16 protein-coding genes and 1 tRNA gene are annotated in these 22,780 nt (G+C 54.7%); 10 read left to right on the plus strand and 7 right to left on the minus strand.

Annotated elements, in window-relative coordinates; all coding sequences use genetic code 11:
- Positions 1 to 5: 5 nt before the first annotated feature.
- The 7 genes from HQ37_RS03335 to bcp all read right to left on the minus strand — a co-directional run bounded on the left by HQ37_RS03335 (position 6) and on the right by bcp (position 7,763).
- Complete coding sequence (locus HQ37_RS03335) at positions 6 to 2,081, minus strand: RNA degradosome polyphosphate kinase (RefSeq protein ID WP_036880463.1); 2,076 nt, start codon at positions 2,079 to 2,081, stop codon at positions 6 to 8.
- A gap of 485 nt (positions 2,082 to 2,566) precedes the next feature.
- Positions 2,567 to 4,669: an ATP-dependent DNA helicase RecG gene (gene recG / locus HQ37_RS03340; protein WP_036880466.1), complete on the minus strand. Its 2,103-nt coding sequence runs from the start codon at positions 4,667 to 4,669 to the stop codon at positions 2,567 to 2,569.
- Positions 4,670 to 4,680: 11 nt separating this feature from the next.
- Positions 4,681 to 5,394: a 2-C-methyl-D-erythritol 4-phosphate cytidylyltransferase gene (locus tag HQ37_RS03345; RefSeq protein ID WP_235264628.1), complete on the minus strand. Its 714-nt coding sequence runs from the start codon at positions 5,392 to 5,394 to the stop codon at positions 4,681 to 4,683.
- Positions 5,384 to 5,593, minus strand: a complete 210-nt coding sequence (gene xseB / locus HQ37_RS03350) for an exodeoxyribonuclease VII small subunit (protein WP_036880468.1) — start codon at positions 5,591 to 5,593, stop codon at positions 5,384 to 5,386. Before xseB ends, HQ37_RS03345 begins: the two co-directional genes overlap by 11 nt.
- A gap of 90 nt (positions 5,594 to 5,683) precedes the next feature.
- Positions 5,684 to 6,256 (minus strand): guanylate kinase, encoded by a 573-nt coding sequence (gmk, locus tag HQ37_RS03355; RefSeq protein ID WP_036880470.1) that lies wholly within the window; start codon positions 6,254 to 6,256, stop codon positions 5,684 to 5,686.
- Positions 6,257 to 6,267: 11 nt separating this feature from the next.
- Positions 6,268 to 7,290, minus strand: a complete 1,023-nt coding sequence (gene recA / locus HQ37_RS03360; protein ID WP_036880477.1) for a recombinase RecA — start codon at positions 7,288 to 7,290, stop codon at positions 6,268 to 6,270.
- A gap of 20 nt (positions 7,291 to 7,310) precedes the next feature.
- Complete coding sequence (gene bcp / locus HQ37_RS03365) at positions 7,311 to 7,763, minus strand: thioredoxin-dependent thiol peroxidase (RefSeq protein WP_036880479.1); 453 nt, start codon at positions 7,761 to 7,763, stop codon at positions 7,311 to 7,313.
- Between the two features lie 452 nt (positions 7,764 to 8,215).
- Between bcp and HQ37_RS03370 the strand changes: the two genes are divergently transcribed.
- The 10 genes from HQ37_RS03370 (at position 8,216) to HQ37_RS03420 (ending at position 22,705) form a co-directional block, all read left to right on the plus strand.
- The gene (locus HQ37_RS03370) at positions 8,216 to 9,472 is read left to right on the plus strand and encodes a DUF4105 domain-containing protein (protein ID WP_036880482.1); all 1,257 of its coding nucleotides are present in this window, start codon (positions 8,216 to 8,218) and stop codon (positions 9,470 to 9,472) included.
- Entirely contained in the window at positions 9,473 to 11,026 is a 1,554-nt protein-coding gene (locus HQ37_RS03375; protein ID WP_036880485.1) for an alkaline phosphatase family protein, read from the plus strand. It abuts the gene before it with no gap.
- 78 nt (positions 11,027 to 11,104) lie between these two features.
- Positions 11,105 to 14,392 (plus strand): preprotein translocase subunit SecA, encoded by a 3,288-nt coding sequence (gene secA, locus HQ37_RS03380; protein ID WP_036880488.1) that lies wholly within the window; start codon positions 11,105 to 11,107, stop codon positions 14,390 to 14,392.
- A gap of 170 nt (positions 14,393 to 14,562) precedes the next feature.
- Positions 14,563 to 15,426, plus strand: a complete 864-nt coding sequence (locus HQ37_RS03385) for an RNA polymerase sigma factor RpoD/SigA (protein WP_036880490.1) — start codon at positions 14,563 to 14,565, stop codon at positions 15,424 to 15,426.
- A 157-nt stretch (positions 15,427 to 15,583) separates the two neighbouring features.
- Positions 15,584 to 16,897 carry an acetyl-CoA hydrolase/transferase family protein gene (locus HQ37_RS03390; RefSeq protein ID WP_036880492.1) on the plus strand — a complete coding sequence of 438 codons (1,314 nt, stop codon included), beginning with the start codon at positions 15,584 to 15,586 and terminating at the stop codon, positions 16,895 to 16,897.
- Positions 16,898 to 16,912: 15 nt separating this feature from the next.
- On the plus strand, positions 16,913 to 18,508 hold the full coding sequence (locus HQ37_RS03395) for a sulfatase (RefSeq protein ID WP_036880493.1): 1,596 nt from the start codon (positions 16,913 to 16,915) through the stop codon (positions 18,506 to 18,508).
- 376 nt (positions 18,509 to 18,884) lie between these two features.
- A complete protein-coding gene (gene rho, locus HQ37_RS03400) occupies positions 18,885 to 20,828 on the plus strand; it encodes a transcription termination factor Rho (RefSeq protein ID WP_036880494.1) in 1,944 nt (647 codons plus the stop codon).
- Between the two features lie 71 nt (positions 20,829 to 20,899).
- A tRNA-Arg gene (locus HQ37_RS03405) sits at positions 20,900 to 20,973 on the plus strand.
- A gap of 495 nt (positions 20,974 to 21,468) precedes the next feature.
- Positions 21,469 to 21,786, plus strand: coding sequence for a hypothetical protein (locus tag HQ37_RS03415; RefSeq protein ID WP_036880500.1), 318 nt, complete (start codon positions 21,469 to 21,471; stop codon positions 21,784 to 21,786).
- 421 nt (positions 21,787 to 22,207) lie between these two features.
- Entirely contained in the window at positions 22,208 to 22,705 is a 498-nt protein-coding gene (locus tag HQ37_RS03420; protein WP_235264629.1) for an HXXEE domain-containing protein, read from the plus strand.
- The last annotated feature ends 75 nt before the right edge of the window (positions 22,706 to 22,780 follow it).

Below are 22,780 nucleotides of genomic sequence, written 5' to 3' on the forward strand. Positions count from 1 at the left end.
TTGAATTAAGATTGTAGTTGCTGATAATATTGGTAGAGGGTGTCCTGGGAGCGCAGAGGGGCTTGTCCCTGGGAGAGGTGCTCTCGGCGCATAGCTCCATCGAACTGATTGACGAAGTAACCCTGAGCGGTATCGTCCATCCCCAGGCTTACGATCAGATCCAGCTCTCGCTGTATCTCGGGATCATATACAGGGGTCATGACTTCGATGCGCTTGTCGAGGTTGCGGCTCATCCAGTCGGTCGAGCCGATGAAGTACTGGGGCTGCCCGCCATTGCCGAAGATATAGATCCGAGAGTGCTCAAGGTATCTGTCGATGATGGCATTGGCACGGATGTTGTCGCTATAGCCTGGGACGGCAGGCACTAGGGAGCAATTGCCCCGCACACAGAGCTCTATGCGCACCCCGGCCTGGGAGGCTTCGTAGAGCTTCTGTACCATTCGTTCGTCCACGATGTGGTTGATTTTGATCTTGATGTAGGCTTCGTGTCCGCTTTGGGCGAACTTGATCTCTCGATTGATCTTGTAATAGAGCCTACGACGCATATCGTTGGGGGCGACCAGCAGCTCGTGGAAGCGCACCGAGATGAAGGGGCGTTCGATGAAGTCAAATACCTTGAGCACATCGTTCGTAATACCCCTGTGGGCGGTCATGAGCATATAGTCGGTGTAGAGACGTGCAGTGCCCTCGTGCAGGTTGCCGCTGCCGATGCAGGCAATAGCTCCATGTCGAGAGGTGATATGTACGAGCTTGGAGTGGATCTTGAGCTGCTCGTGTCCTAGGACAACGCGCACGCCTGCGTCCTGCATCTTCTTGCTCCAGGAGATATTGCTCCGCTCGTCGAAGCGTGCAAGGAGCTCGACGACGGCGATCACCCTCTTGCCATTTTGGGCTGCGGCCATGAGGGTTTTGACGACCTTGGAGTTTTGGGCCACACGGTAGAGGGAGATGCGGATCTCTGTAACCTCCCGGCTAATAGCCGCCTCGCTCAACAGGCGCAGGAAGTGATCAAAGCTCTGATAGGGGAAGTGCATCCCTCGATCCCGCTGATGGATCAGCTCGATCATGCTCTCCCCATAGGGCAATTGGCTCAGCTGCAAAGGCGGTTGAGCCGGGAAGCGAAGATCCCCTCGCCCACAATCAGGTAGCGACATCAGATCCTTCATATTATGATACCTCCCTCCGCCGATGCGGGTGTCGTGAGCATTGAGCTCAGCGATCTGCGAGAGACGATCGAGGATGTACTCGGGCATCATGGCATCGTAGACGAGTCGGATGGGCTCTCCGAGGCGACGCTGCTTGACGCCCTGTGAGATACGGTCGATCACGCTGCTGCGCAGATCACTATCCATCTCGATCTCGGCATCTTTGGTAAACTTGAAAGTGTATGCCTCGTAGTGGTCATAGTCTCGTCCGACAAAGACATAGGGTAGAGAATAACGAATGACATCGTCCAGGAACATCAAGAAGCTCTCACCCTCAATATCCGGCAAACGTACGAAGCGACCAAACTCTCGGCTAGGGATCTCTACGAGGGCCAGCTCGGGCTCAGGGCGCACACCCCCCACCGAGCGCGGGCGCAGCTCTATGGCCAGATAGAGCGCATCCTCTAGGTGCTGCTCAGCATCGAAGGAGGGACTATCCGGGAAGATCGGATTGATCGCCCCGCTCAGGTGCTTCGTATAGTAGTCGACGACCTGACGCTGCTGCTCGGGGCTCAGCTGCTGCTCGTTGATGATGTGGATGTGCTCACGATCTAGCAGATACATCAGCCGCTCGAGGGTCTGCTCGAAGAGGTGCGAATACTCCTTATTGAGCCGAGCAACGGTCAGTAGAGTACTGCGAGCAGCCTTGCGCTCGACGTCAGACAGGGTACGATAACCGATGGTGCGCAGCAGAGAGGCGATGCGCACACGAAAGAACTCATCGAGGTTGTTGGAGTATATCCCTAGGTAATTAAATCGCTCCAAAAGCGGGAGATCCTCCCTCATAGCCTGAGCGAGCAAACGCCTATTGAAGTACATCCAGCTCTCGTCTCGTGGGATGTAGGGCATACGCCCCGTTACTTTATTCGTCGGCATAGCGTTAGAGATATGATTATATATATGTAGTGAACGCTTACCCTTAGGTAATGTAGCTCGAAGATACCGAATAATTACCAAACAATCATTTTGCCTAAAAATGACTACCCCTCGATCGGACGGAGAGGAGGATTTTCGAGCGACTATTATAGGTCGGAAATCGGCCCATAATACCCCCCTGATCGAAAACGTATACGTTTTATGCCCGAAACGTATATGTTTTGGCCCTGAAACGTATACGTTTTAGCCGCGAAACGTATACGTTTTGACCGTGAAACGTATACGTTTTAGGGCACTCAACCTATACCTCTGTCTTACAGACACATATAGAATTACCCTTGAGGGGGTATTAGTTAAGCCCGCCAAGGGTATAGGTTTTATCCGCCGAGGGTACAGATTTTGCTCGTCAGGGATGTTGATTTTGTGTGCCGAAGGGATGGACTTGCGCCCTATTGGCTATAGATTTTTCGCCCCAAGGGCATGGGTTAGGAGATCACTCCCCAGTTCGTATCCCGATGGAAGAGCTCAAGTAACCTTCGCCCGAGAGCCTCATGATCCGGGTGGCGCAGCTCAGGGTCTGCCGCCAGGAGCTCCTCGACCAGGGCACGGGCATAGCTGATCATCTCGCCATCGCGAGTAGGATTGGCAATGCGCAGGCTGAGCTGTTGGCCACTCTGCTGCGTTCCCTCAAGCTCGCCGAAGCCCCTGAGCCGCAGGTCTTGCTCTGCGATCTCGAAGCCATCATTGGTCTCGACCATGATCTGCACACGACGCTTGGCATCCTCTCCTAGCTCATTGCCCGTAACCAGGATACAATAGCTCTGCGCAGCCCCACGCCCGACACGCCCTCGAAGCTGGTGCAGCTGAGAGAGTCCGAAACGATTTGCCCCCTCGATGACCATGACTGAGGCATTGGGTACATTGACCCCGACCTCGATCACCGTCGTGGCCAGGAGCAGCTGAGCCTGGCCCGAGACAAAGCGTTGCATGTGCTCTTCCTTCTCCTTAGGCTTCATTTTGCCGTGCACGATGACGATGTTGTACTCGGGGAAGACCTCCCGATAGCGTTGCAAACCTTGCTCGAGGTTGCGCATATCCTCCCGCTCCGACTCCTCTATCATGGGGAAGACAACGTAGATCTGTCGACCTTCCCCGACCTGAGAACGAATGAAGTTGTAGACCGTGTACATCCTCTCCTCGAAGCAATGTACCGTCTGTATGGGCTTGCGCCCTGGGGGCAACTCGTCAATGATCGAGATATCCAGGTCGCCATAGAGTGTCATGGCCAGCGTACGGGGGATGGGCGTGGCACTCATGATCAGGATGTGGGGCAGGATACGCCCCTCATTCTTCCCCCATAGACGCGCCCGCTGCTCCACCCCGAAGCGGTGCTGCTCGTCGATAATGGCCAGGCCTAGACGGTCAAACTGCACCGCTGGCTCGAGCAAGGCATGCGTGCCGACAATCATCCGAAGCTCCCCAGAGGCTAGTCGATCAAGTATTCGCTCTCTCGAGCGTTTAGGGGTGCTCCCCAAGAGCAGGCCCACTTCGATGCCCAGCGGCGCAACCAACTCGCTCAGACCTATGTGGTGCTGGCGAGTAAGGATCTCCGTCGGGGCCATCATGCAGGCCTGATAACCATTGTCCAGGCAGAGGAGCATGGCCATCAAGGCCACCAACGTCTTTCCACTGCCTACATCTCCCTGCACCAGACGATTCATCTGTATCCCCGAGAGCATGTCGCTGCGGATCTCCCTGAGCACACGCTTCTGCGCCCCAGTGGGTTCGAAGGGCAAGTGCTCCTTGTAGAGTGCGTTGAAGAGAGCTCCTACTCGCTCCATCCGATAACCCTGGTAGGCTACCCGTCGCTCCAAACGCATGCGCTGCAACTTGAGCTGGATGAAGAAGAGCTCTTCGAACTTGAGCCGTCGCCGAGCCCCCTCGAGACGCTCCGTACTATCAGGGAAGTGGATCTGCACGATGGCCTCTGGATAGCTCATCAGCATGGCTCGATGCAGGATCCACGGAGGCATTGTCTCTCCAAGGTATGGTGTGAGGGCACGCAGGAGTGTGTAGAGCATCTGCCGCATTTGGCGGTTCGAGAGGCCAGAGCTCTTCATCCTCTCGGAGGTATTGTACAGGGGCATCAGTCCGCCCGTCATGCCCTCGAGCTTTTCCTCGTCGTCAATCTCAGGATGTACGATGCTGTAGCTCCCATTGAAGAACTGGGGCTTGCCGAAGATGATGTACTCCCGCCCCAGCTGATACATCCGCTCGATCGAGGCCAACGAACGAAACCAAATCAATTCGATCGAGCCCGTGCCGTCAGAGAAGATCCCTACGAGGCGACGCTTGCGCCCTTGACCGACCTCTTGCCAATCCCTGATGTAGCCCTTGAGCTGTATGTACGGCATATCCGCCCGGATGTCCCTGATCCGATAGATATGCGTTCGGTCTACATATTTATAAGGAAAGTAGTGCAGCAGATCTAGGTAGGTTACCAGATCCAAATCTCGCTCGAGGACCTCGGCCCGCTTCGGACCAATACCTGGCAAATACTTGAGGGGCGTCTTGAATATATCTGCCATGGCGACTACAACTAACCCTGCGCTCGAAGAGCTAGCAAGCCCTCGGCCAAGATCATATCCCGAGGCGTGGTGATCTTAATATTCTCCTCATTGCCCCGAACCAGGCTGATCGGCAGTGCATGGTAGGCTTCAAAGACCGAAGCATCGTCCGTAAAGCTCTCCACCTCCTCGACCGAATAAGCCGAGAGGATGAGCTCCGACCGAAAGGTCTGTGGTGTCTGCACGCTAACGTATTGCGAGCGATCGACCGCCTCGGAGCTCTCCCCCTGCAGCCTACGCAGGCTATCGACCATCGGCAGATAGGGCAAGGCAGCTCCCGAATGCTCTGCCTCGGCGAAGCAGAGCTCGATCACCTCGCCACTGACCAAGGGACGAACGCCATCATGGATCGCTACGAGGCTATCCTCTCGCTCGACGAGCCTGAGCCCATTACGCACAGAGGCAAAGCGGCTTGCCCCTCCCGTGCAGACCCTGTGCGGAGTGCTGCATTGATACCTCCGACAGAGCTCCTGCCAGAGGCTCTGCTGCTCGAGCGGCAGGACAAGGATAAGCTCATCACAATGCTGCTGCATACGCTCGAGCGTATGCAGCAGGATCGGCTTACCTCCGAGAGAGAGGAATTGCTTGGGCAAGCCTCCTCCCATGCGTAGCCCTTTGCCTCCAGCCACGACGATGCCGTAGCGATAGCTTCGCTCTCGTGTCTGCATGAGTGGATTAGTTTTCATCCTCATCGAGCTGAGCGATGAGTGCGCTAAGTTGCTTATTGGCCGTAGTGAGCTTACCCTTGCAATATTTGGTGAGCTCGACCGCTTCGCCGACGAGCTTCGTCAGTTCGTCCACGTCGGGACTCTCGTGCTCGATGCGTCGAACGATCTCCTCGAGCCTCTCGGCTGCCTGAGAGTAGGTTAGATTACTTTTCGTCATGATGTCTGTTCAGAAATATCCGTTCTTAATCCGTCAAAGCATAGGACTCCGTGCGAAACCTTTACGACACCTTCCTCAAAAACTGAGTATCTAAGGCATAGCAATGAAATCTCGGATGATCTGCTCCACCTCTCGGGTGCATCGATCCAGGTCGTCATTGACCACAGTGCGATCGAAGCGAGGGGCATAGGAGAGCTCCAACTGTGCCTTGGCCAGTCGCTCCTCGATGACCTCGGGGCTATCTGTAGATCGCTTCTCGAGGCGACGGCGCAGTTCCTCGATCGAGGGAGGCTGAATGAATAGACTGAGCGAACGATCGGGGTACGAGCGTTGGATGTTTAGAGCCCCGACACAGTCCACATCCAGGATGACGTTGTCTCCCTGAGCCAGGCGACGATCGACCTCTGAGCGCAGTGTGCCATAGTACTTACCCTCGTAGACCTCCTCCCACTCGAGCAGTTGATTGCTCTGGATCAGTTGGCGAAACTCATCCGTAGAGAAGAAGTAGTACTCGACACCATGCCGCTCCACCCCTCGGGGCGGGCGACTGGTGGCCGAGATAGAGAACTGTAGGTTGAGCTCTGGGGCCTGCCTCTGTAGCTGGGCAATGATCGAGCTCTTGCCCGTGCCCGAGGGGGCGGAGATGATGATGACTTTGCCCATAGCTCGGGGTCTTAGGCTTGGGTCTGCTTGATCTTGTCCGTGATCTGGGCAGTGATTTCCTCCATCAGCTCGGGGTTGTCCCTGAGGGTTGCCTTGGCGGCCTCTCGACCCTGGCCGAGCTTCACATCGCCATAGCTAAACCATGAGCCACTCTTCTTAACGATACCGTGCTCGGTACCCAGGTCGATGATCTCCCCAGTGCGCGAGATTCCCTCACCGTAGACGATGTCGAACTCTGCCTTGCGGAATGGGGGCGCAACCTTATTCTTGACGATCTTGACCTTGGTAAGGTTACCCAGCACCTCCTCGCCATCCTTGATCGCAGTGCTCTTGCGGATGTCGATGCGCACAGAGGCGTAGAACTTGAGGGCATTCCCCCCCGTAGTTGTCTCGGGGTTGCCGAAGGAGACACCGATCTTCTCTCTCAACTGGTTAATGAAGATGCAGGTCGTATTCGACTTATTAATCGCACCAGTCATCTTACGCAGGGCCTGCGACATCAGTCGGGCATGTAGGCCGACCTTATTGTCGCCCATGTCTCCCTCGATCTCCTGCTTGGGGGTCAAGGCTGCCACAGAGTCGATGACCACCAGGTCTACTGCCGAGGAGCGAATGAGCTGCTCAGCGATATCGAGGGCTTGCTCGCCATTGTCTGGCTGCGAGATGAGCAGATTATCCACATCTACACCGAGTTTGGCTGCATAGACGGGGTCAAAGGCATGCTCTGCATCGATGAAGGCCGCGATGCCGCCAGCCTTCTGCGCTTCGGCGATGGCATGGATGGTCAGGGTCGTCTTACCCGAAGACTCTGGGCCGAAGATCTCGATGATGCGCCCACGAGGATAGCCTCCGCAACCCAAGGCAAGGTCTACACCTATAGAGCCCGAGGGGATAACGCTAATGGCCTCTACGGGGCGAGAGCCGAGGTTCATGATCGAGCCCTTGCCGTGTACCTTCTCGATATTAGCCATGGCGGCCTCGAGGGCCTTGCGCTTGGCTTCGTTGATCTTGTCTTTTGTATTCTCGTCCGACATATTTGTATTCGTTAATTCTATTATGGGTTCAATATCTGTGCGGCATGCGTGCTGGTAGACACCTCTCGGCCTCGGAGGATGCGCTCGATCGTGCCCGAGGCATCGATCACGAAGGTAGTGCGCTCCGTCCCCATGTACTTACGCCCATACATGCTCTTCTCGACCCAAACGCCAAAGTTCTGATTGAGCTCTGTGTCTGTATCGGCGATGAGGCGAAAGGGGAGCTGATGCTTCTCGATGAAGCTCCTATGGCTGCGGGAGGAGTCTCTACTCACCCCAACGATCTCATAACCAGCAGCCCTGAGCTCGGCATAGGCATCTCTAAGGCTGCAGGCCTGCGCCGTGCATCCGGCTGTATTGTCTTTGGGGTAGAAGTAGAGGACAATCTTCTTACCTGGATAGTCTGAGAGGCGCACCTCTTTGCCGTCTTGGTCGAGACCGAGTAGATCGGGCACTTGATCTCCTAGTTTCATTCTCGTTTTCGTTTGGGAAAGCACCAATTGGTGTATCATTATTTATTGCGAAAACAAAGATAGGTAATTCGACCGACACCTCGCACGACGCTCCTCACAGGGCTTCGGCCAAGACCCCGGAAGGGATGCGGCTAAAGTTCAAGCAGAGCCTCCATGGAAACATAAGTAAGATAGCACTGGAGACTCAAATAGGATCTCCATCGAGACTCAAATAGGATCTCCATCGAGACTCAAATAGGATCACAATGGAGGTCTAAGTAGAAGCTCAATCGAGACCCAAGTAGGAGCTCGGTCAAGGTATAAATAGGATCGCAATAGAGGTCTAAGTGTAAGCTTCGGAGAGGCTCTATCGAAACCCGAGCAATGGCAATATAAGGAGCGAGAGAGGAGGGATGACAATTGTCATCCGAGGGCAAGTTCGTATATTTGGGCAGATATTCGCTCAACGACCAATGAAGCATCGACTATACCTATTATGTATATTTGCCACTCTCGCAGTGTGCTGCCCCCAAGCACTCAAGAGTGAACCTATCTATGGACTTCCCGATAGCCTCAGCTCCGAAGCCATCGTGAGCATTCTCGTAGCAGAGCCCAGCCCCGACGAGGTCTACACCCTCTATGGCCATGCAGGGCTGAGGGTTCAGGATCGGGAGCAGGCGATAGACCTCACATTCAACTATGGGATCTTCAACTTTGACGATGGTTTCCTCCTGCGCTTTGTGCCAGGTCGAACGGACTACATCGTGCAACCACAACTCAGCCAAGACTATATACACAGCTATCTCTCCCGAGGCAGTCAGGTGCGAGAACTGATCCTTGAGATGGACAGCGAGGCCCGTCAAGAAGCTTGGCACTACCTCATGCACAACATCCAACCCGAGAATAGGGTCTATCGATACAACTTCTTCTACGACAACTGCTCTACTCGCCCTGTACAGATCTTCGCCGAGGCTCTTCGCCGCTCAGGTGAACGGACTGGCAAGGCTCGCATCCTAACCCTCCCCACGCGACCTGAGCAGCCCACCACCTGGCGCAAGCAGATCAACCACCTGGAACAGAAGCATCCGTGGGTCGTCCTAGGGACAGACCTAGCCCTCGGAGCACCGACCGACGAGGCGATGTCTGCTCGCGATCTGCTCTTCCTCCCGCACCACATCGAGCACGTCCTGCGCTCGGGCATCATCAAGGGCGAGCACAAGGCTTCCCCCATCAGAGCGACTCGCCTCTATGAAGCCTATGGTGATGCTTCTCAGGGAAGTAGCTGGCTCAGGTGGCTCTACCACCCTACCCTTATTTTCACCTTAGTGCTGATAGGTAGCCTCATTGCCTTCGTACGAATGCTCCTAGGGCACAGTATATGGAGAGCTCTAGAGATCGCACTTTGGAGCTTGGGTGGTCTTGCAGGGCTCATCCTGTGGTACATTGCCTTGGGAACGGAGCATCCCAAGGTGTGGCCTAACTATAACCTCATCGTCCTACACCCAGCTCTATGGCTCGGGGGTATCTCTCCTTTAGTCAGACCTAGATGGCAGGGACTTCGTTTATCCTTTCATTTTCTTAACTTTGCGGGGCAAATTGGCTTCCTCCTACTCTCCTGGGCCCTGCCTCAGCACTTCAACAGTGCTGTCTATATGCTGGCTGCCTCGCTGGCACTGCTCTCGCTCGGTCGCCTCTTGGAGTATCGCCGCCGGAGGCTACAGATACAATAGATGGAACAGAAACCCTTACGCTACCTCCTAACCTCTCTGGTGGTCTTGGCCGCTATTCAGATGCAAGCACAGGCGCAGCAGCTGCCTAGGCTTGTGGTCTGCATTACGGTCGATCAGCTGCGCAGCGACTATCTGCAAGAGCTGGAGCCACTGATGGAGCAGGAGGGGCTACGCCGTCTGCTCTCCCAAGGGCGAGTCTATCCTGAAGTAAAGTTCCCACTCACAGCACCCGATGCTGCATCTGCTACAGCGACTATCTTCACGGGAACTTATCCCGAGACCCATGGCATCGAACGCTCAAGCATCTTCGTGCGCAAGATCGGGCGTTCACAGTCCATCTTTTGGGACGAGGCTTACCTAGGCAACTATACCCGAGAGACCTATTCCCCCCGAGCACTACTGGTCAATACCCTGGGCGACCGTCTCAAGGAGGCCTCCGATGGGGAAACACTCGTATACGGCATTGCGCCCGAAGCCGAGCAAGCCATCAGCTCAACAGGGATTCTAGCCGATGGAGCCTTTTGGATAGAGAATAAGGTCGGGGCTTGGGCTAGCTCGAGCTTTTACGGCCTTATGCCCAAGTATATCGAGCGATACAATCGCTCCGAAGAGGGGCTTAACAAACGTCTAACCTCCAACAAGCTCAGCTGGACTCCCCTGAGGCACTACATCACCCCAAGCATTGCCTATAGCGACTGGGGGCGGCGGTTCTCCTACACCTATCAGGGCAGCGACATCTACCCACTCAAGCAGAGCCCTCTGATTAATGAAGAGGTTACCACGCTCGCCCTCAAACTCATCGAAGAGGGAGGCTACGAACGACGCAAAAGCCCAGGTCTTCTATCCCTATCCTATACAGCCTCCCCCACCAACGGTAGCGAGCTCGGAGCAGAAGAGGTGGACAGCTACCTGAGGCTGGATCGAGAGATTGCCCGCCTGTTGCGAGACCTCGACAGGCGCTTTGGGCTCGACAACTGCCTCATTACCCTCTCAGGGACGGGTTATACCACCTCTGTACAGAAGTCCCCGAGGGCGAGCAAGCTACGCCGAGCCTTCGGACTAGGCCGAGCCTCTGCCCTGGTGAATATGTACCTCTCGGCTCTCTATGGCCAAGGAGCATGGGTCGAGACCCTACTCGAGGGACGTATCTACCTCAACCACAAACTAGCAGAGCAGAGAGGGATCGCCCTAGCAGACCTGCAGAGAGAGACAGCCTCCGTACTCAGACAGATGGAGGGTGTAGCCTCGGCTACGACAGCCGATCGCCTGCGACAGGCCGATGGGCTCTCGGGCGAGAAACTCAGACTTCGACGCTCAGTACACAACCGCCAAATGGCCGATGTCTACTGGCGCATCCTACCTGCATGGCAGATCGAGGAGCTCCAGCACAGCCCTAGACTCAACACCTATTCGACAGCCATCAGCTCCCCCTTCATCATCATGGGAGCAGGTGTCCACCCCAAGACCTTCGACTATCCAGTCGTAGAGGCGAGAGACATCGTGCGGGCTATATGCAGCGTCCTGCGCATTCGCCCTCCGAACGAAGCGTACTAAACCACAGCCTGCCTTTGAGATAAGGGGCAGGCTAACCGTTCGCTTCACATTCATTCTAAACAAAAAGATAATAGATACATGGGACTTAATTCATTCCTATCCAAGATCTTCGGCAACAAGTCTCAGCGAGACCTCAAGGAGATCAAGCCATTTGTAGACAAGATCAAGAGCATCTACCCCAGCATCAGCCAGCTCTCCAACGATGAGCTACGAGCACGCACCCAGGAGCTGCGCCAGTATATCCAGGACTATGTAGCCCAGGAGCGTAAGGAGCTCGAGGAGCTCAAGGCCTCGGTCGCAGGCAAGAACCTCGACGAGCGTGAGGAGATCTGGGCTAAGGTAGACAAGATGGAGAAGACCATCCTCGACAAGATGGAGGAGGCCCTCGAGGAGATTATGCCCGAGACCTTCGCCATCGTCAAGGACACCGCCCGACGCTTCACCGAGAACAGCGAGATCCGCGTCCAGGCTACAGAGCTCGACCGAGCCCTGGCTGTCAGCAAAGACTTCGTGAGCATTGAGGGCGATACAGCCGTCTACCGCAACGAGTGGGTTGCAGGAGGTAACCTACTGCAGTGGAATATGATCCACTACGACGTTCAGCTTATCGGGGGGACAGTCCTGCACAAGGGTAAGATCGCCGAGATGGCTACTGGGGAGGGAAAGACCCTCGTGGCCACGCTCCCGGTCTTCCTCAATGCCATGACGGGTAATGGCGTCCACGTCGTTACGGTCAATGACTACCTCTCCAAGCGAGACAGCGAGTGGATGGGACCACTATACATGTTCCACGGGCTGACGGTAGACTGCATCGACAAGCATCGGCCCAATACGGCCGAGCGTAGAGCTGCCTACAATGCTGATATTACCTTCGGGACAAACAACGAGTTCGGCTTCGACTACCTGCGTGATAATATGGCGACAAGCCCTGAGGATCTGGTGCAACGCAGGCACAACTACGCCATCGTCGATGAGGTGGACTCCGTCCTCATAGACGACGCTCGTACCCCTCTGATTATCTCCGGCCCTGTGGCCCGTGGGGATGACCAGCTCTTCGAGACCTTCCTGCCCAACGTAGAGCAAGTGGTGGAGGCTCAGAAGAGACTTGCCCAGCAGCTCCTCATCGATGCCAAGAAGAAAATTGCCAGCACGGACAAGGCTGAGCAGGAGGAGGGTTACCTGTCGCTCTTTCGCTCCTTCAAGGGACTACCCAAGAACAAACAGCTCATCAAATACCTCAGCGAGCCCGGTATCAAGACCGGTATGCTCAAGACAGAGGAGTACTACATGCAGGACAATATGCGCAATATGCACCTGGCCACCGATGAGCTCTTCTTCATCATTGACGAGAAGCAGAATAGCGTAGAGCTCACGGACAAGGGCTTTGACCTCCTGACCCGAGGCACAGAGGACAGCTCCTTCTTCATCCTGCCCGATATTGCTTCGCAGCTGGCAGAGCTCGATGCTCAGAGCCTCCCAGACGAAGAGAAAGCACAGCAAAGGGAGCAGCTCCTGACCGATTACTCAGTCAAAAGCGAGCGTGTCCACACAGTCAATCAGCTCCTCAAGGCCTACGCCCTCTTCGAGAAGGATGACCAGTACGTGGTCATGGACAATAAGGTCATGATCGTGGACGAACAGACAGGGCGTATCATGGACGGCCGCCGCTACTCAGATGGTCTGCACCAGGCCATCGAGGCCAAGGAGCGGGTCAAGGTCGAGGCTGCGACGCAGACCTTCGCCACCATCACGCTGCAGAACTACTTCCGCATGTACCACAAGCTCGCTGGTATGACTGGTACGGCAGAGACCGAGGCTGGAGAGCTCTGGGATATCTACAAACTCGATGTGGTCGTTATCCCCACGAACCGCCCCATTGCCCGCAAGGATCTCAATGACCGTATCTACAAGACTACTAGAGAGAAGTATGCAGCCGTCATCGACGAGGTAGTCTCCCTCGTAGAGGCTGGGCGACCCGTCCTCGTCGGGACAACCTCGGTGGAGATCTCCGAGCTGCTGAGCAAGATGCTCACCCTACGCAAGATCAAGCACAACGTCCTCAATGCTAAGCTCCACCAAAAGGAAGCCGACATCGTTGCCCTGGCAGGACAGCCTGGGGTCGTAACGATCGCAACCAACATGGCTGGCCGTGGTACGGACATCAAGCTCACCCCTGAGGTGAGAGAGGCTGGCGGACTAGCGATCATCGGAACGGAGAGACACGAGTCTCGCCGTGTAGACCGTCAGCTGCGTGGCCGCTCGGGTCGTCAGGGAGACCCAGGTAGCAGTGTCTTCTACATCTCCCTCGAGGACCACCTCATGCGCCTCTTCGGCACAGACCGCCTCTCCTCGATGATGGACAAGATGGGTCTACAGGAGGGCGAGATGCTCGAGGCAGGCATGCTCAGCAAAGCCGTCGAGAGAGCTCAGAAGAAGGTCGAGGAGAATAACTTCGGCATCCGTAAGCGTCTGCTCGAGTACGATGACGTCATGAATTCGCAGAGAGAGGTGATCTATGGCCGTCGCCGCCATGCTCTCATGGGCGAGCGAGTGGAGATGGATGTGATGAATACCCTCTACGACGCAGGCAAGGCCATCATCGATGCCCATCACGGCTTTGGAGACTTCGCGACTATGAGGCTGGATCTCCTGCGTTACCTAGCCATCGAGCCTCCATTCGACGAGAAGACCTTCGCCAAGGGTAAGGCGGACGAGCTGGCCGACAGCCTCTTCGATGCCGTCATCGCAGCCTTCGACAAGCGTATCAAGACCATTGCCGAACGAGCTTACCCTGTCATCCACCAGGTATTTACCGAGTCAGGGCATCAGTTCGAGCGCATCATGGTCCCCCTAAGCGACGGGCTCAATAGCTACACCATCAGCTGCAACCTCGCAGAGGCCGATAGCACCCAGGGGATGAGCATCATCAAGGACTTTGAAAAGATGATCATGCTCCACATGATCGACGATGCCTGGAAGGAGCACCTCAGAGAAATGGACGAACTTCGCCACTCTGTGCAGAATGCTAGCTACGAGCAGAAAGACCCTCTGCTCATCTACAAGCTCGAGTCCTATGAGCTCTTCCGGCAAATGCTTGAGGAGATGAACCGCAAGACCGTCTCCGTCCTCATGCGCATTCACCTGCCTATGCCCGAGCCCTCAGAGCAAGAGGCTCAGCGGACAAACCTCCGCCAGGCCGAAGCTCCACAGCGCAGGGAGCAGCGTCCGCAGTACCACGAGTCTCGCAGCAGCGAGCCCGAGCAGCGTCGAGAGCCTGCTCGGGCAGAGCATCGCATCGGGCGCAACGAGCCCTGCCCATGCGGTAGCGGTAGGAAGTTCAAGCACTGCCACGGCAAGGGGATCTAGAGCTCCCCTGAGCCTCCTAACCTACCCACAAAGATCGACCTCTAGGGCGAGAGCTCCTCTCCCTAGAGGTTGCTTTTGGGCAGACGAAGGGCGGGCTTCATTTGCCCAAAGTGAACAAAGTGCGTACCTTTGTAGTTCCGATCAAAGAGAATGTAATCCATTAGTATTAGATGAGGCAATTAAAAATTTCGAAGTCGATCACCAATAGAGAGAGTGCCTCTCTAGATCGCTACCTACAGGAGATCGGCCGTGAAGAGCTGATCACCATCGAGGAAGAAGTAGAGCTCGCACAGGCTATCAAGCGAGGCGACCGCAAGGCACTCGAGAAGATGACTCGTGCCAACCTTCGCTTCGTAGTCTCCGTAGCTAAGCAGTATCAAAATCAAGGTCTAAGCCTACCAGACTTGATCAACGAAGGGAATTTGGGGCTAATCAAGGCGGCAGAGAAGTTTGATGAGACTCGAGGCTTCAAGTTCATCTCTTATGCTGTATGGTGGATTCGCCAGTCTATCCTGCAGGCTTTGGCCGAGCAGTCCCGCATCGTGCGCCTACCGCTCAATCAGGTCGGCACACTCAACAAGATCACCAAGGCTCTATCTAAGTTTGAGCAGGAGAACGAGCGCAGACCCTCGTCTGCCGAGCTCGCTCAGGAGCTAGATATCGCCGAGGACAAGATCGCCGATACGCTCAAGGTCTCGGGCCGACATATCTCGGTCGATGCCCCCTTCGTCGAGGGAGAGGACAATAGCCTACTCGACGTACTGGTCAATGACGATGCACCCAACGCCGACCGTACCCTCATGAATGAGTCTCTAGCCAAGGAAATTGACCGAGTACTCTCTACCCTAGCCGAGCGTGAGGCAGAGATCGTCAAGCTCTTCTTCGGCATCGGAGGCGGACAAGAGATGACTCTCGAGGAGATCGGCGACAAGTTCGGCCTCACCCGAGAGCGTGTACGTCAGATCAAAGAGAAGGCTATCCGTCGCCTACGTCAGAGCGACAAGTGCCAGCCCCTCAAGCCTTACCTTGGCTAAAGCGACTGGAGGCGTGCACCTTAGGAGCTAATTCGCAAAGCTCTTCCACAGGCAGAGAAGTTTGCATATATTTGTAACCGTTCTCTCTGGTTCTGAGACCAGGGAGGGCGGTTTTTCGTTGGAGGCAGGATCATCACTCACACAATATTATAATGCTATGTTACCTGAATGGAAACAGATCTATCAAGATCGTCTAACGACAGCTCAAGAGGCTGTCCGCCAGTCGATCAATAGTGGGACGTACGTTGTCTTCGGGCACGCTGTCGCCGCACCTGAGAGCATCTCGAGAGCGATCTATGAGCAGCGAGAGCGACTAGAGGATGTGCGCATCTTCCACATGCTCTACTTCGGTAAGGCCTGGCACCTGCGACCAGAGATGCAGGGGCATGTCATCCCCGTGATCAACTTCCTCGACAAAGCCTCTCGAGTAAGCTATGCTGATCGTCGGGCAGAGTTCTTGCCCTGCCACTTCCACGAAGTCCCCGATCTGTTTCGCCTCGGGCTATACCCAGTCGAGGTTGCAGCCATACAGCTCTCTCGGCCCAATGCCGAGGGTTACTGCTCCTTCGGAGTCTCCAACGACTACACCAAGGCCTCGACGGAGGCTGCTCGTGTCGTCATCGCAGAGGTGAACCAGCAGATGCCCTTCATCGGAGGGGACAATCTGATCCATGTCTCAGAGCTGGACTATATCGTCGAGGTGGATAGGCCTCTGCCAGCCTTCCCTCCTGCGCCTATCGGAGAGGTAGAGCAGCGCATTGCCAAGCATTGTGCGACCTTGATCTCGGATGGAGCTACGCTGCAGCTGGGGATCGGAGCCATCCCCGACGCAGTACTACAGTGCCTGGAGGATCGGAAGGATCTCGGCATCCATACAGAGATGTTCACTGACGGGGTGATGCACATGATGCGTTCTGGACAAATTACGGGGCAGAAAAAGACCAAAGATATAGGCAAGGTCGTCTCGACCCTCATCATGGGCTCAAAGGAGCTCTATGACTTCCTAGACGCCAACGAGAGCATTGCCATGCACCCAGTAAACTATACCAACGATCCCTACGTCATCGGGCAACAGGATAACCTCATCTCTATCAACTCCTGTATCGAGATCGACCTCACGGGCCAAGTAGCTTCGGAGGCAATCGGCCTGCAGCAATTCAGTGGCACAGGTGGACAGGTAGACTTCATCCGTGGGGCAAAGCGGAGCAAGGGCGGGTGTGCGATCCTGGCCTTCGCCTCTACGGCCCAAGGGGGTAAGATCTCTCGCATCGTCCCCATGCTCTCGGCTGGCACTCAGGTAACTACTGGGCGCAATGAGGTAGACTATGTCGTAACGGAATATGGATGTGTACGCCTGCGGGGGCTAACCCTCCGAGAGAGAGCCGAGGCCTTAATGAGCATTGCTCACCCAGACTTCCACCCGATGCTCCAGGCGGCCATCGAGGAGCGTTTCTATCCCTCACAAAGCTAAGCTTATTAACTACATATGAATCAAAAACACGTTATCTGCGTCCTCGGGACGCTCTCTGCCTTCGCAGCTACAGGAGCTACTGCCCAACAGAAAGCCAGCAAGCCACTCAACATCGTCTATATCATGTCCGACGACCATACGCAGCAGATGATCAGCTGCTATGACAAGCGGTACATTCAGACCCCGAACATTGATGCCATCGCTCGAGAGGGTGTTCGCTTCACGGAGAGTTTCGTAGCGAACTCTCTCTCAGGCCCTAGCCGTGCCTGTATGCTCACGGGTAAGCATAGCCACAAGAATGGCAAGCTAAACAATGAGCACCAAAGCCGCTTCGACCAAGGGCAGCAGACCATGCCTAAGATCCTGCAAAGCCACGGCTACCAAACAGCCCTCGTGGGCAAGCTACACCTGGAGGGCATCCCTCAGGGCTTCGACTACTGGACGATGCTCCCTGGCCAGGGGGACTACTACGACCCTAAGTTCATTCGGCCTAAGAACATGAAGGCTCAAGGCGAAGGGGTAGAGACCGTAAAGTACCAGGGCTATGTTACCAATATCATCACAGACCTCAGCCTTGAGTGGCTGGAGCAGAGGGACAAGGAGAAGCCCTTTGCCCTCTTCATCCACCACAAGGCAGCCCACCGCAACTGGATGGCCGATACCCTCGATCTCAAGAGCTTTGAGGATCAAGAGTATGAGCTGCCCGACACTTTCTACGACAACTACGAGGGGCGTCTAGCTGCCCAAAAGCATGAGATGGGTGTAGTCAATGACCTGGACATGATCAACGACCTGAAGATGCTCAAGGGGGCTAAGCCTACTCGACTGGGGGCATACTACAGCCGCAAAAACGACACCGAAGGCTGCCACGGGGTACTGCGCCCAGAGGTCAAGCAGAAGTTCAAGGAGCTCTACGATCCTCTAGCCAATGAATTCTATGCAGCGAACCTAGGGGGAGAGGCTCTAGCTCGATGGAAATTCGCTCGCTACATGCGAGACTACTCGAAGGTCGTTAAGTCCCTCGACCGAAATATCGGACGAGTACTGGACTACCTCAGAGAGCACAACTTGCTGGAGAATACCCTCATCGTCTACACCTCGGATCAAGGCTTCTACATGGGCGAACACGGATGGTACGACAAGCGATTTATGTACGAGGAGTCGATGCGTACCCCTCTGGTTATGCGTCTCCCTCAGCATCTTGGAAAGCGTGGAGATGTTACCGAGATGGTGCAGAACATCGACTATGCCCCCACCTTCCTCGATATGGCAGGCATCCCCATCCCCGAGGATATGCAGGGAGAGTCGATGCTTCCACTTCTAGACAAAAGGAGCAAGAAGAAGTGGACGCGCAATAGCCTCTACTACCACTTCTACGAATACCCTGGCGAGCATGCCGTGCGCAGACACTATGGGGTGCGTACGAAGCGTTATAAGCTCATCCACTTCTACGGAGACATAGACACTTGGGAGCTCTACGACCTAAAGAAAGACCCCAAGGAGCTAAACAACCTCTACGGCAATCCTAAGTATAAGAAGGTAACCGAAGAGATGCACAAGGAGCTGGAGCGAGTACGCAAGCTCTACGACGTAACGCCTGAGGTACACTAGACCCTTTTACAGATCATCATCCCCCCTGCCGACCCATCATGGGCCAGGCAGGGGGATCTTTGTATCGTCTTGGCAAACAGAAGAGATTTCGCACAAGTGAGAAATAATTACTACTTTTGTACGGGGAAAAGCTCAAGTTCCTCCACAAACAATTCCCTTTAGCTACCCCTCTCTCATCTTTTACTCACTAGGCTTGACCTCGTCGGCCTCCTCCTCAATAGGATCGAGAGGGTAGCTCTGCAAGCAGTCTGTTTGCTTGATGTCCCGAGCTTCGGTTTGCTCGAGCATCCACTTCATCCCCTACAACATCTTCCCCATCAAAGACCATCGAGGCAGGGGTGTATGTAGTATTACTTACTCGAATCAATTATTCATTATGCAGAGATATAACATCACAGAGCTCAGTGAGAAGAGCCTGGAAGAACTACGAGAGATCGCCACAGCCCTCGGCATGCAGGTATCCTCCTCCTCAACGAAGCAGACCCTAGTCTATGACATCCTGGACAAACAAGCCGAGTCTCTAGCTGGTGCACAGGCAGAGAAGCAGCAGTCTAAGGAGCAGAGCGAAACGAAGCGTCGTGGACGTCCTCGCAAGGAACAGGCCGCTAAGAGTGAAGCTCCTGCCCCCGAAGGAGAGGCTCAGCAAGCTAGAGACCTATTCTCCGATGTAGAGGCAGAGGAATCCGCCGAGAAGAAGGCTGCCCCAGCTGAAGACAAAGGCACTCCCGCTGCCGAACCTAAGCGTCGCAGCAGCCGTACAAAGAAGGAGGCGACCCCCACAGAGCGCCAAAAAGCCATCGAGATCGTCAATAAGGCCAGCGAAGAGGGCCAGGAAGTCAAGGCCGAAGCCCCTGCTCCTACAACCCCTAAGACCAAGCCCCAGGGCAGCATCAAGCCTCTAACCAAGGTAGCCCCCGTCCAACCCGCGGCAAAGCCTACCCCTGTCGATACCGAGGCAGAGCTCTCCGACGAGACAACGATCGAGACTAGCCCAGCCGAGGAAGACGAGGACAGCAGCAATGCGACCCCAACACCCCCAACGCAGATTGTCTTCCGCCACAAGAATGCCCGCAGCCGCCTCGATGACGTGCTGCCCATGGCCTCGGCTACCCCTGCCCCAACCAGAGCTGTGAAGCCAGCCCCCAGCAAGGCTGTAGTGAAGATCCAAGAGCCCGAAGAGGAACTCTTCGCTGAGGGTGTACTGATGGCGAGCGGGGTGCTGGAGATCTTGGCCGATGGCTATGGCTTCCTCCGCTCTGCAGACTACAACTACCTCTCCTCGCCCGACGATATTTACGTCTCACCACAGCAGATCAAGCAATGGTGCCTCAAAGCGGGAGATCTCGTCGAGGGGAGCATCCGCCCTCCTCAGGATGGGGAGAAGTACTTCCCCCTGGTCAATCTCTCTCTAGTGAATGGACGCAAGCCAGAGGAGATGCGCGACCGCATCCCCTTCGACCACTTGACTCCCCTCTTCCCCGATGAGAAGTTCAGGCTCGAGTCTCCTAACGTCCCCGAGGTCGGCGACAAGGTGGCCATGCGCATCGTAGACCTCTTCTCCCCCATCGGTAAGGGACAGCGAGGCCTCATCGTGGCACAGCCCAAGACGGGTAAGACAACCCTGCTCAAGAGCATTGCTAATGCCATTGCAGCTAACCACCCGGAGGTCTATATGATCATCCTGCTAATCGACGAACGCCCCGAGGAGGTAACCGACATGGCCAGCAGTGTCAAGGCTGAGGTCATTGCCTCGACCTTCGACGAGCCCGCCGAACGCCATGTCAAGATCGCCGAGATCGTCCTCAACAAGGCCAAGCGTATGGTCGAGAGCGGTCAGGATGTGGTCATCCTACTCGACTCCATCACCCGCCTGGCTCGTGCGTACAATACGGTACAGCCTGCCTCGGGCAAGGTCCTCTCTGGGGGCGTCGATGCCAATGCTCTACAGAAGCCCAAACGCTTCTTCGGAGCAGCCCGCAACATCAAGGGCGGAGGCAGCCTAACGATCCTGGCTACAGCCCTGCAAGACACGGGCTCGAAGATGGACGACGTGATCTTCGAGGAGTTTAAGGGAACGGGCAATATGGAGCTACAGCTCGACCGCCGTATCTCGAACAAGCGTATATACCCTGCCGTAGACCTCGTAGCCAGTGGTACAAGACGAGAAGATCTACTCCAGGATCAGACTACGGTCAATCGTATGTGGCAGATCCGTAAGATCCTCTCGGACATGAACCCTGTGGAGGCTATGGAGAGTGTCAAGAAGTACATGGATATGACGAGCAACAACGCAGAGTTCTTCTCCGTAGTCAATAGCTAACACATGAGGCTAGCACAAGGGTAGCGAATAATTAGATTTTTCTTGCTACCTTTGCGCTGCCTAAAGAGGATGGTTGGGTAGCTCAGCTGGATAGAGCAATAGCCTTCTAAGCTATCGGTCCTGGGTTCGAATCCCAGCCCAATCACTTGAGAGAGGTCGCACCATATGGTGCGACCTCTCTTTTTGCTTGATCGTCTCGGCAATCCCCATAGTGAGGCTGTAAATTGCTGAACTTAAGAGACTCCACTATCTTTCTTTCTAGTATATTTTTGTAACTTTGCTTCACTGGGTGAGACTTCACCTCAGAGTTTTTTGTAATCATATCGCAAATTGAAATGGTCAAGCACATTATCTTGTTGGATGCGACGTCGACGTAGTAGAGCTTCCCGATTATAAAATTCTTGGCTTCTATAGACCTAAATAGACTTACACTTGGATTTTGAATAGGAATCACAATATATTTTCTTCTTTTCTGCAGGCCCTACACAGTTTCGCTTATGCCACAGCAGATACCTTTGAAGCCAACTAAGCCATCTCTCCTACTGGCAATCTAAAGGTTTCCACGCATCTCGATGAGAGGTGCTGCAACTGATCGAACAGTAAAGAACAGAAACACTTCATTCTCTCAATAATCAAGATCATGAAACGACTAATCCTATTAGGCCTCCTCTATGCTGTATGCACGGGTAACATGAAAGCTCAGACACCAGTAGACACCCTCAAGACAAGCGATGGCAAGAAGGTTGTCTTAATGAGCGACCAAACTTGGCACTTTGTCGGCGAACGCACGAAGAGTCAAAAGGAGAGGATAAAGCCTCAAAAGACTAAAAAGAATAAGACTTACCGAAGGGACAACCAGCAGTATAGCAGTTCTAGCTACTGTGGAGCTCCCACAAAGAAAGGCGGAGCATGCAGGCGAAGGGTTCGAGGCGGTGGCTATTGTTGGCAGCATAGATAGCGGCCTAGACCTCAGCCATCTAGAGTAAAGGCACTCTATCGTAGGCCATCATCTTCCTACTAGAGACCTCGTGAGGGGGGCTAGGAAAGGAGTTCTATCATTCTCTCGGATGAACCTCTATCCAGGCCTTCCATTTCTATCCTATTGAAACCTCGGAATAGAGCCTACCTGGGTCTCTGTTGCGACCCTACTTAGACCTCGATGGAGATCCTATTTGGGTCTCTGCTGCGATCCTACTTATACCTCAATCGAAGTCCTATTTATATCTCATCGGCATTGCTATCGAAGTCTCTGCCGAGAGCCTCACTAGTCTCAAAAGGGGACAACAACTCGGCCCCTGGAAGTCTATAATTTCATAAATTTGTCTTGAATATCTGTCGCCCAGTCTACTGAACAAGGTATGCCCGAGCTAGAGAGACTTATGATGCTTTTGCCCATCGTATTCATGATCCATGAATATGAAGAGATCATCATGTTTAGGCGTTGGTTGTCCGGTCAGCGAACCCAGCTGAGGGTGCAATTTCCTCGAGTTGAGGCCTTCTTCACCAAGCGTAACGTTTTCGCATACTCCACGGCCACATTTGCCCTTGGCACAGCACACAACTTTGTTCTCATCAGCGGTGTAACCCTCATCAGTCTCTATCTAGAGGCATATCACTGGTGGTTCGTAGCTCTGATGGCCCATACCTTTCACCTGCTTATCCACCTATTCCAGTGGTTCGCTTACCGTCGATATATCCCCGTCATCGCCACGACGCTACTGACACTCCCCTACTGCATCTATGCTGGTTGGCGGTTTGTAATGGTCTCACAGCTGTCTATCCCTAGCCTCGCCCTATGTTCTGCTATTGGGTTCGTACTTATGCTCCTAAGCTTCCTCCTTACCTTTTACCTCATGTCCCGACTGCACAAACTCTAACGGCAAGAGAGGTTACTCTAGGGATCTCCTCGGATAATGCTTGGGCGGAGGGCTCAGATTGTCGTACCTTTGCAG

Source organism: Porphyromonas sp. COT-239 OH1446, from assembly GCF_000768875.1.
In the GTDB taxonomy this organism is placed as follows: domain Bacteria; phylum Bacteroidota; class Bacteroidia; order Bacteroidales; family Porphyromonadaceae; genus Porphyromonas.

Bases quoted from the DNA above. Each gene is read 5' to 3' on its own strand.
- recA (WP_036880477.1), bottom strand. From the start codon at position 7,290: ATGTCGGACGAGAATACAAAAGACAAGATCAACGAAGCCAAGCGCAAG.
- secA (WP_036880488.1), top strand. From the start codon at position 11,105: ATGGGACTTAATTCATTCCTATCCAAGATCTTCGGCAACAAGTCTCAG.
- HQ37_RS03415 (WP_036880500.1), top strand. From the start codon at position 21,469: ATGAAACGACTAATCCTATTAGGCCTCCTCTATGCTGTATGCACGGGT.
- recG (WP_036880466.1), bottom strand. From the start codon at position 4,669: ATGGCAGATATATTCAAGACGCCCCTCAAGTATTTGCCAGGTATTGGT.
- HQ37_RS03345 (WP_235264628.1), bottom strand. From the start codon at position 5,394: ATGAAAACTAATCCACTCATGCAGACACGAGAGCGAAGCTATCGCTAC.
- rho (WP_036880494.1), top strand. From the start codon at position 18,885: ATGCAGAGATATAACATCACAGAGCTCAGTGAGAAGAGCCTGGAAGAA.
- HQ37_RS03385 (WP_036880490.1), top strand. From the start codon at position 14,563: ATGAGGCAATTAAAAATTTCGAAGTCGATCACCAATAGAGAGAGTGCC.
- HQ37_RS03390 (WP_036880492.1), top strand. From the start codon at position 15,584: ATGTTACCTGAATGGAAACAGATCTATCAAGATCGTCTAACGACAGCT.
- HQ37_RS03335 (WP_036880463.1), bottom strand. From the start codon at position 2,081: ATGCCGACGAATAAAGTAACGGGGCGTATGCCCTACATCCCACGAGAC.
- xseB (WP_036880468.1), bottom strand. From the start codon at position 5,593: ATGACGAAAAGTAATCTAACCTACTCTCAGGCAGCCGAGAGGCTCGAG.
- HQ37_RS03420 (WP_235264629.1), top strand. From the start codon at position 22,208: ATGATGCTTTTGCCCATCGTATTCATGATCCATGAATATGAAGAGATC.
- gmk (WP_036880470.1), bottom strand. From the start codon at position 6,256: ATGGGCAAAGTCATCATCATCTCCGCCCCCTCGGGCACGGGCAAGAGC.
- HQ37_RS03370 (WP_036880482.1), top strand. From the start codon at position 8,216: ATGAAGCATCGACTATACCTATTATGTATATTTGCCACTCTCGCAGTG.
- HQ37_RS03395 (WP_036880493.1), top strand. From the start codon at position 16,913: ATGAATCAAAAACACGTTATCTGCGTCCTCGGGACGCTCTCTGCCTTC.
- bcp (WP_036880479.1), bottom strand. From the start codon at position 7,763: ATGAAACTAGGAGATCAAGTGCCCGATCTACTCGGTCTCGACCAAGAC.
- HQ37_RS03375 (WP_036880485.1), top strand. From the start codon at position 9,473: ATGGAACAGAAACCCTTACGCTACCTCCTAACCTCTCTGGTGGTCTTG.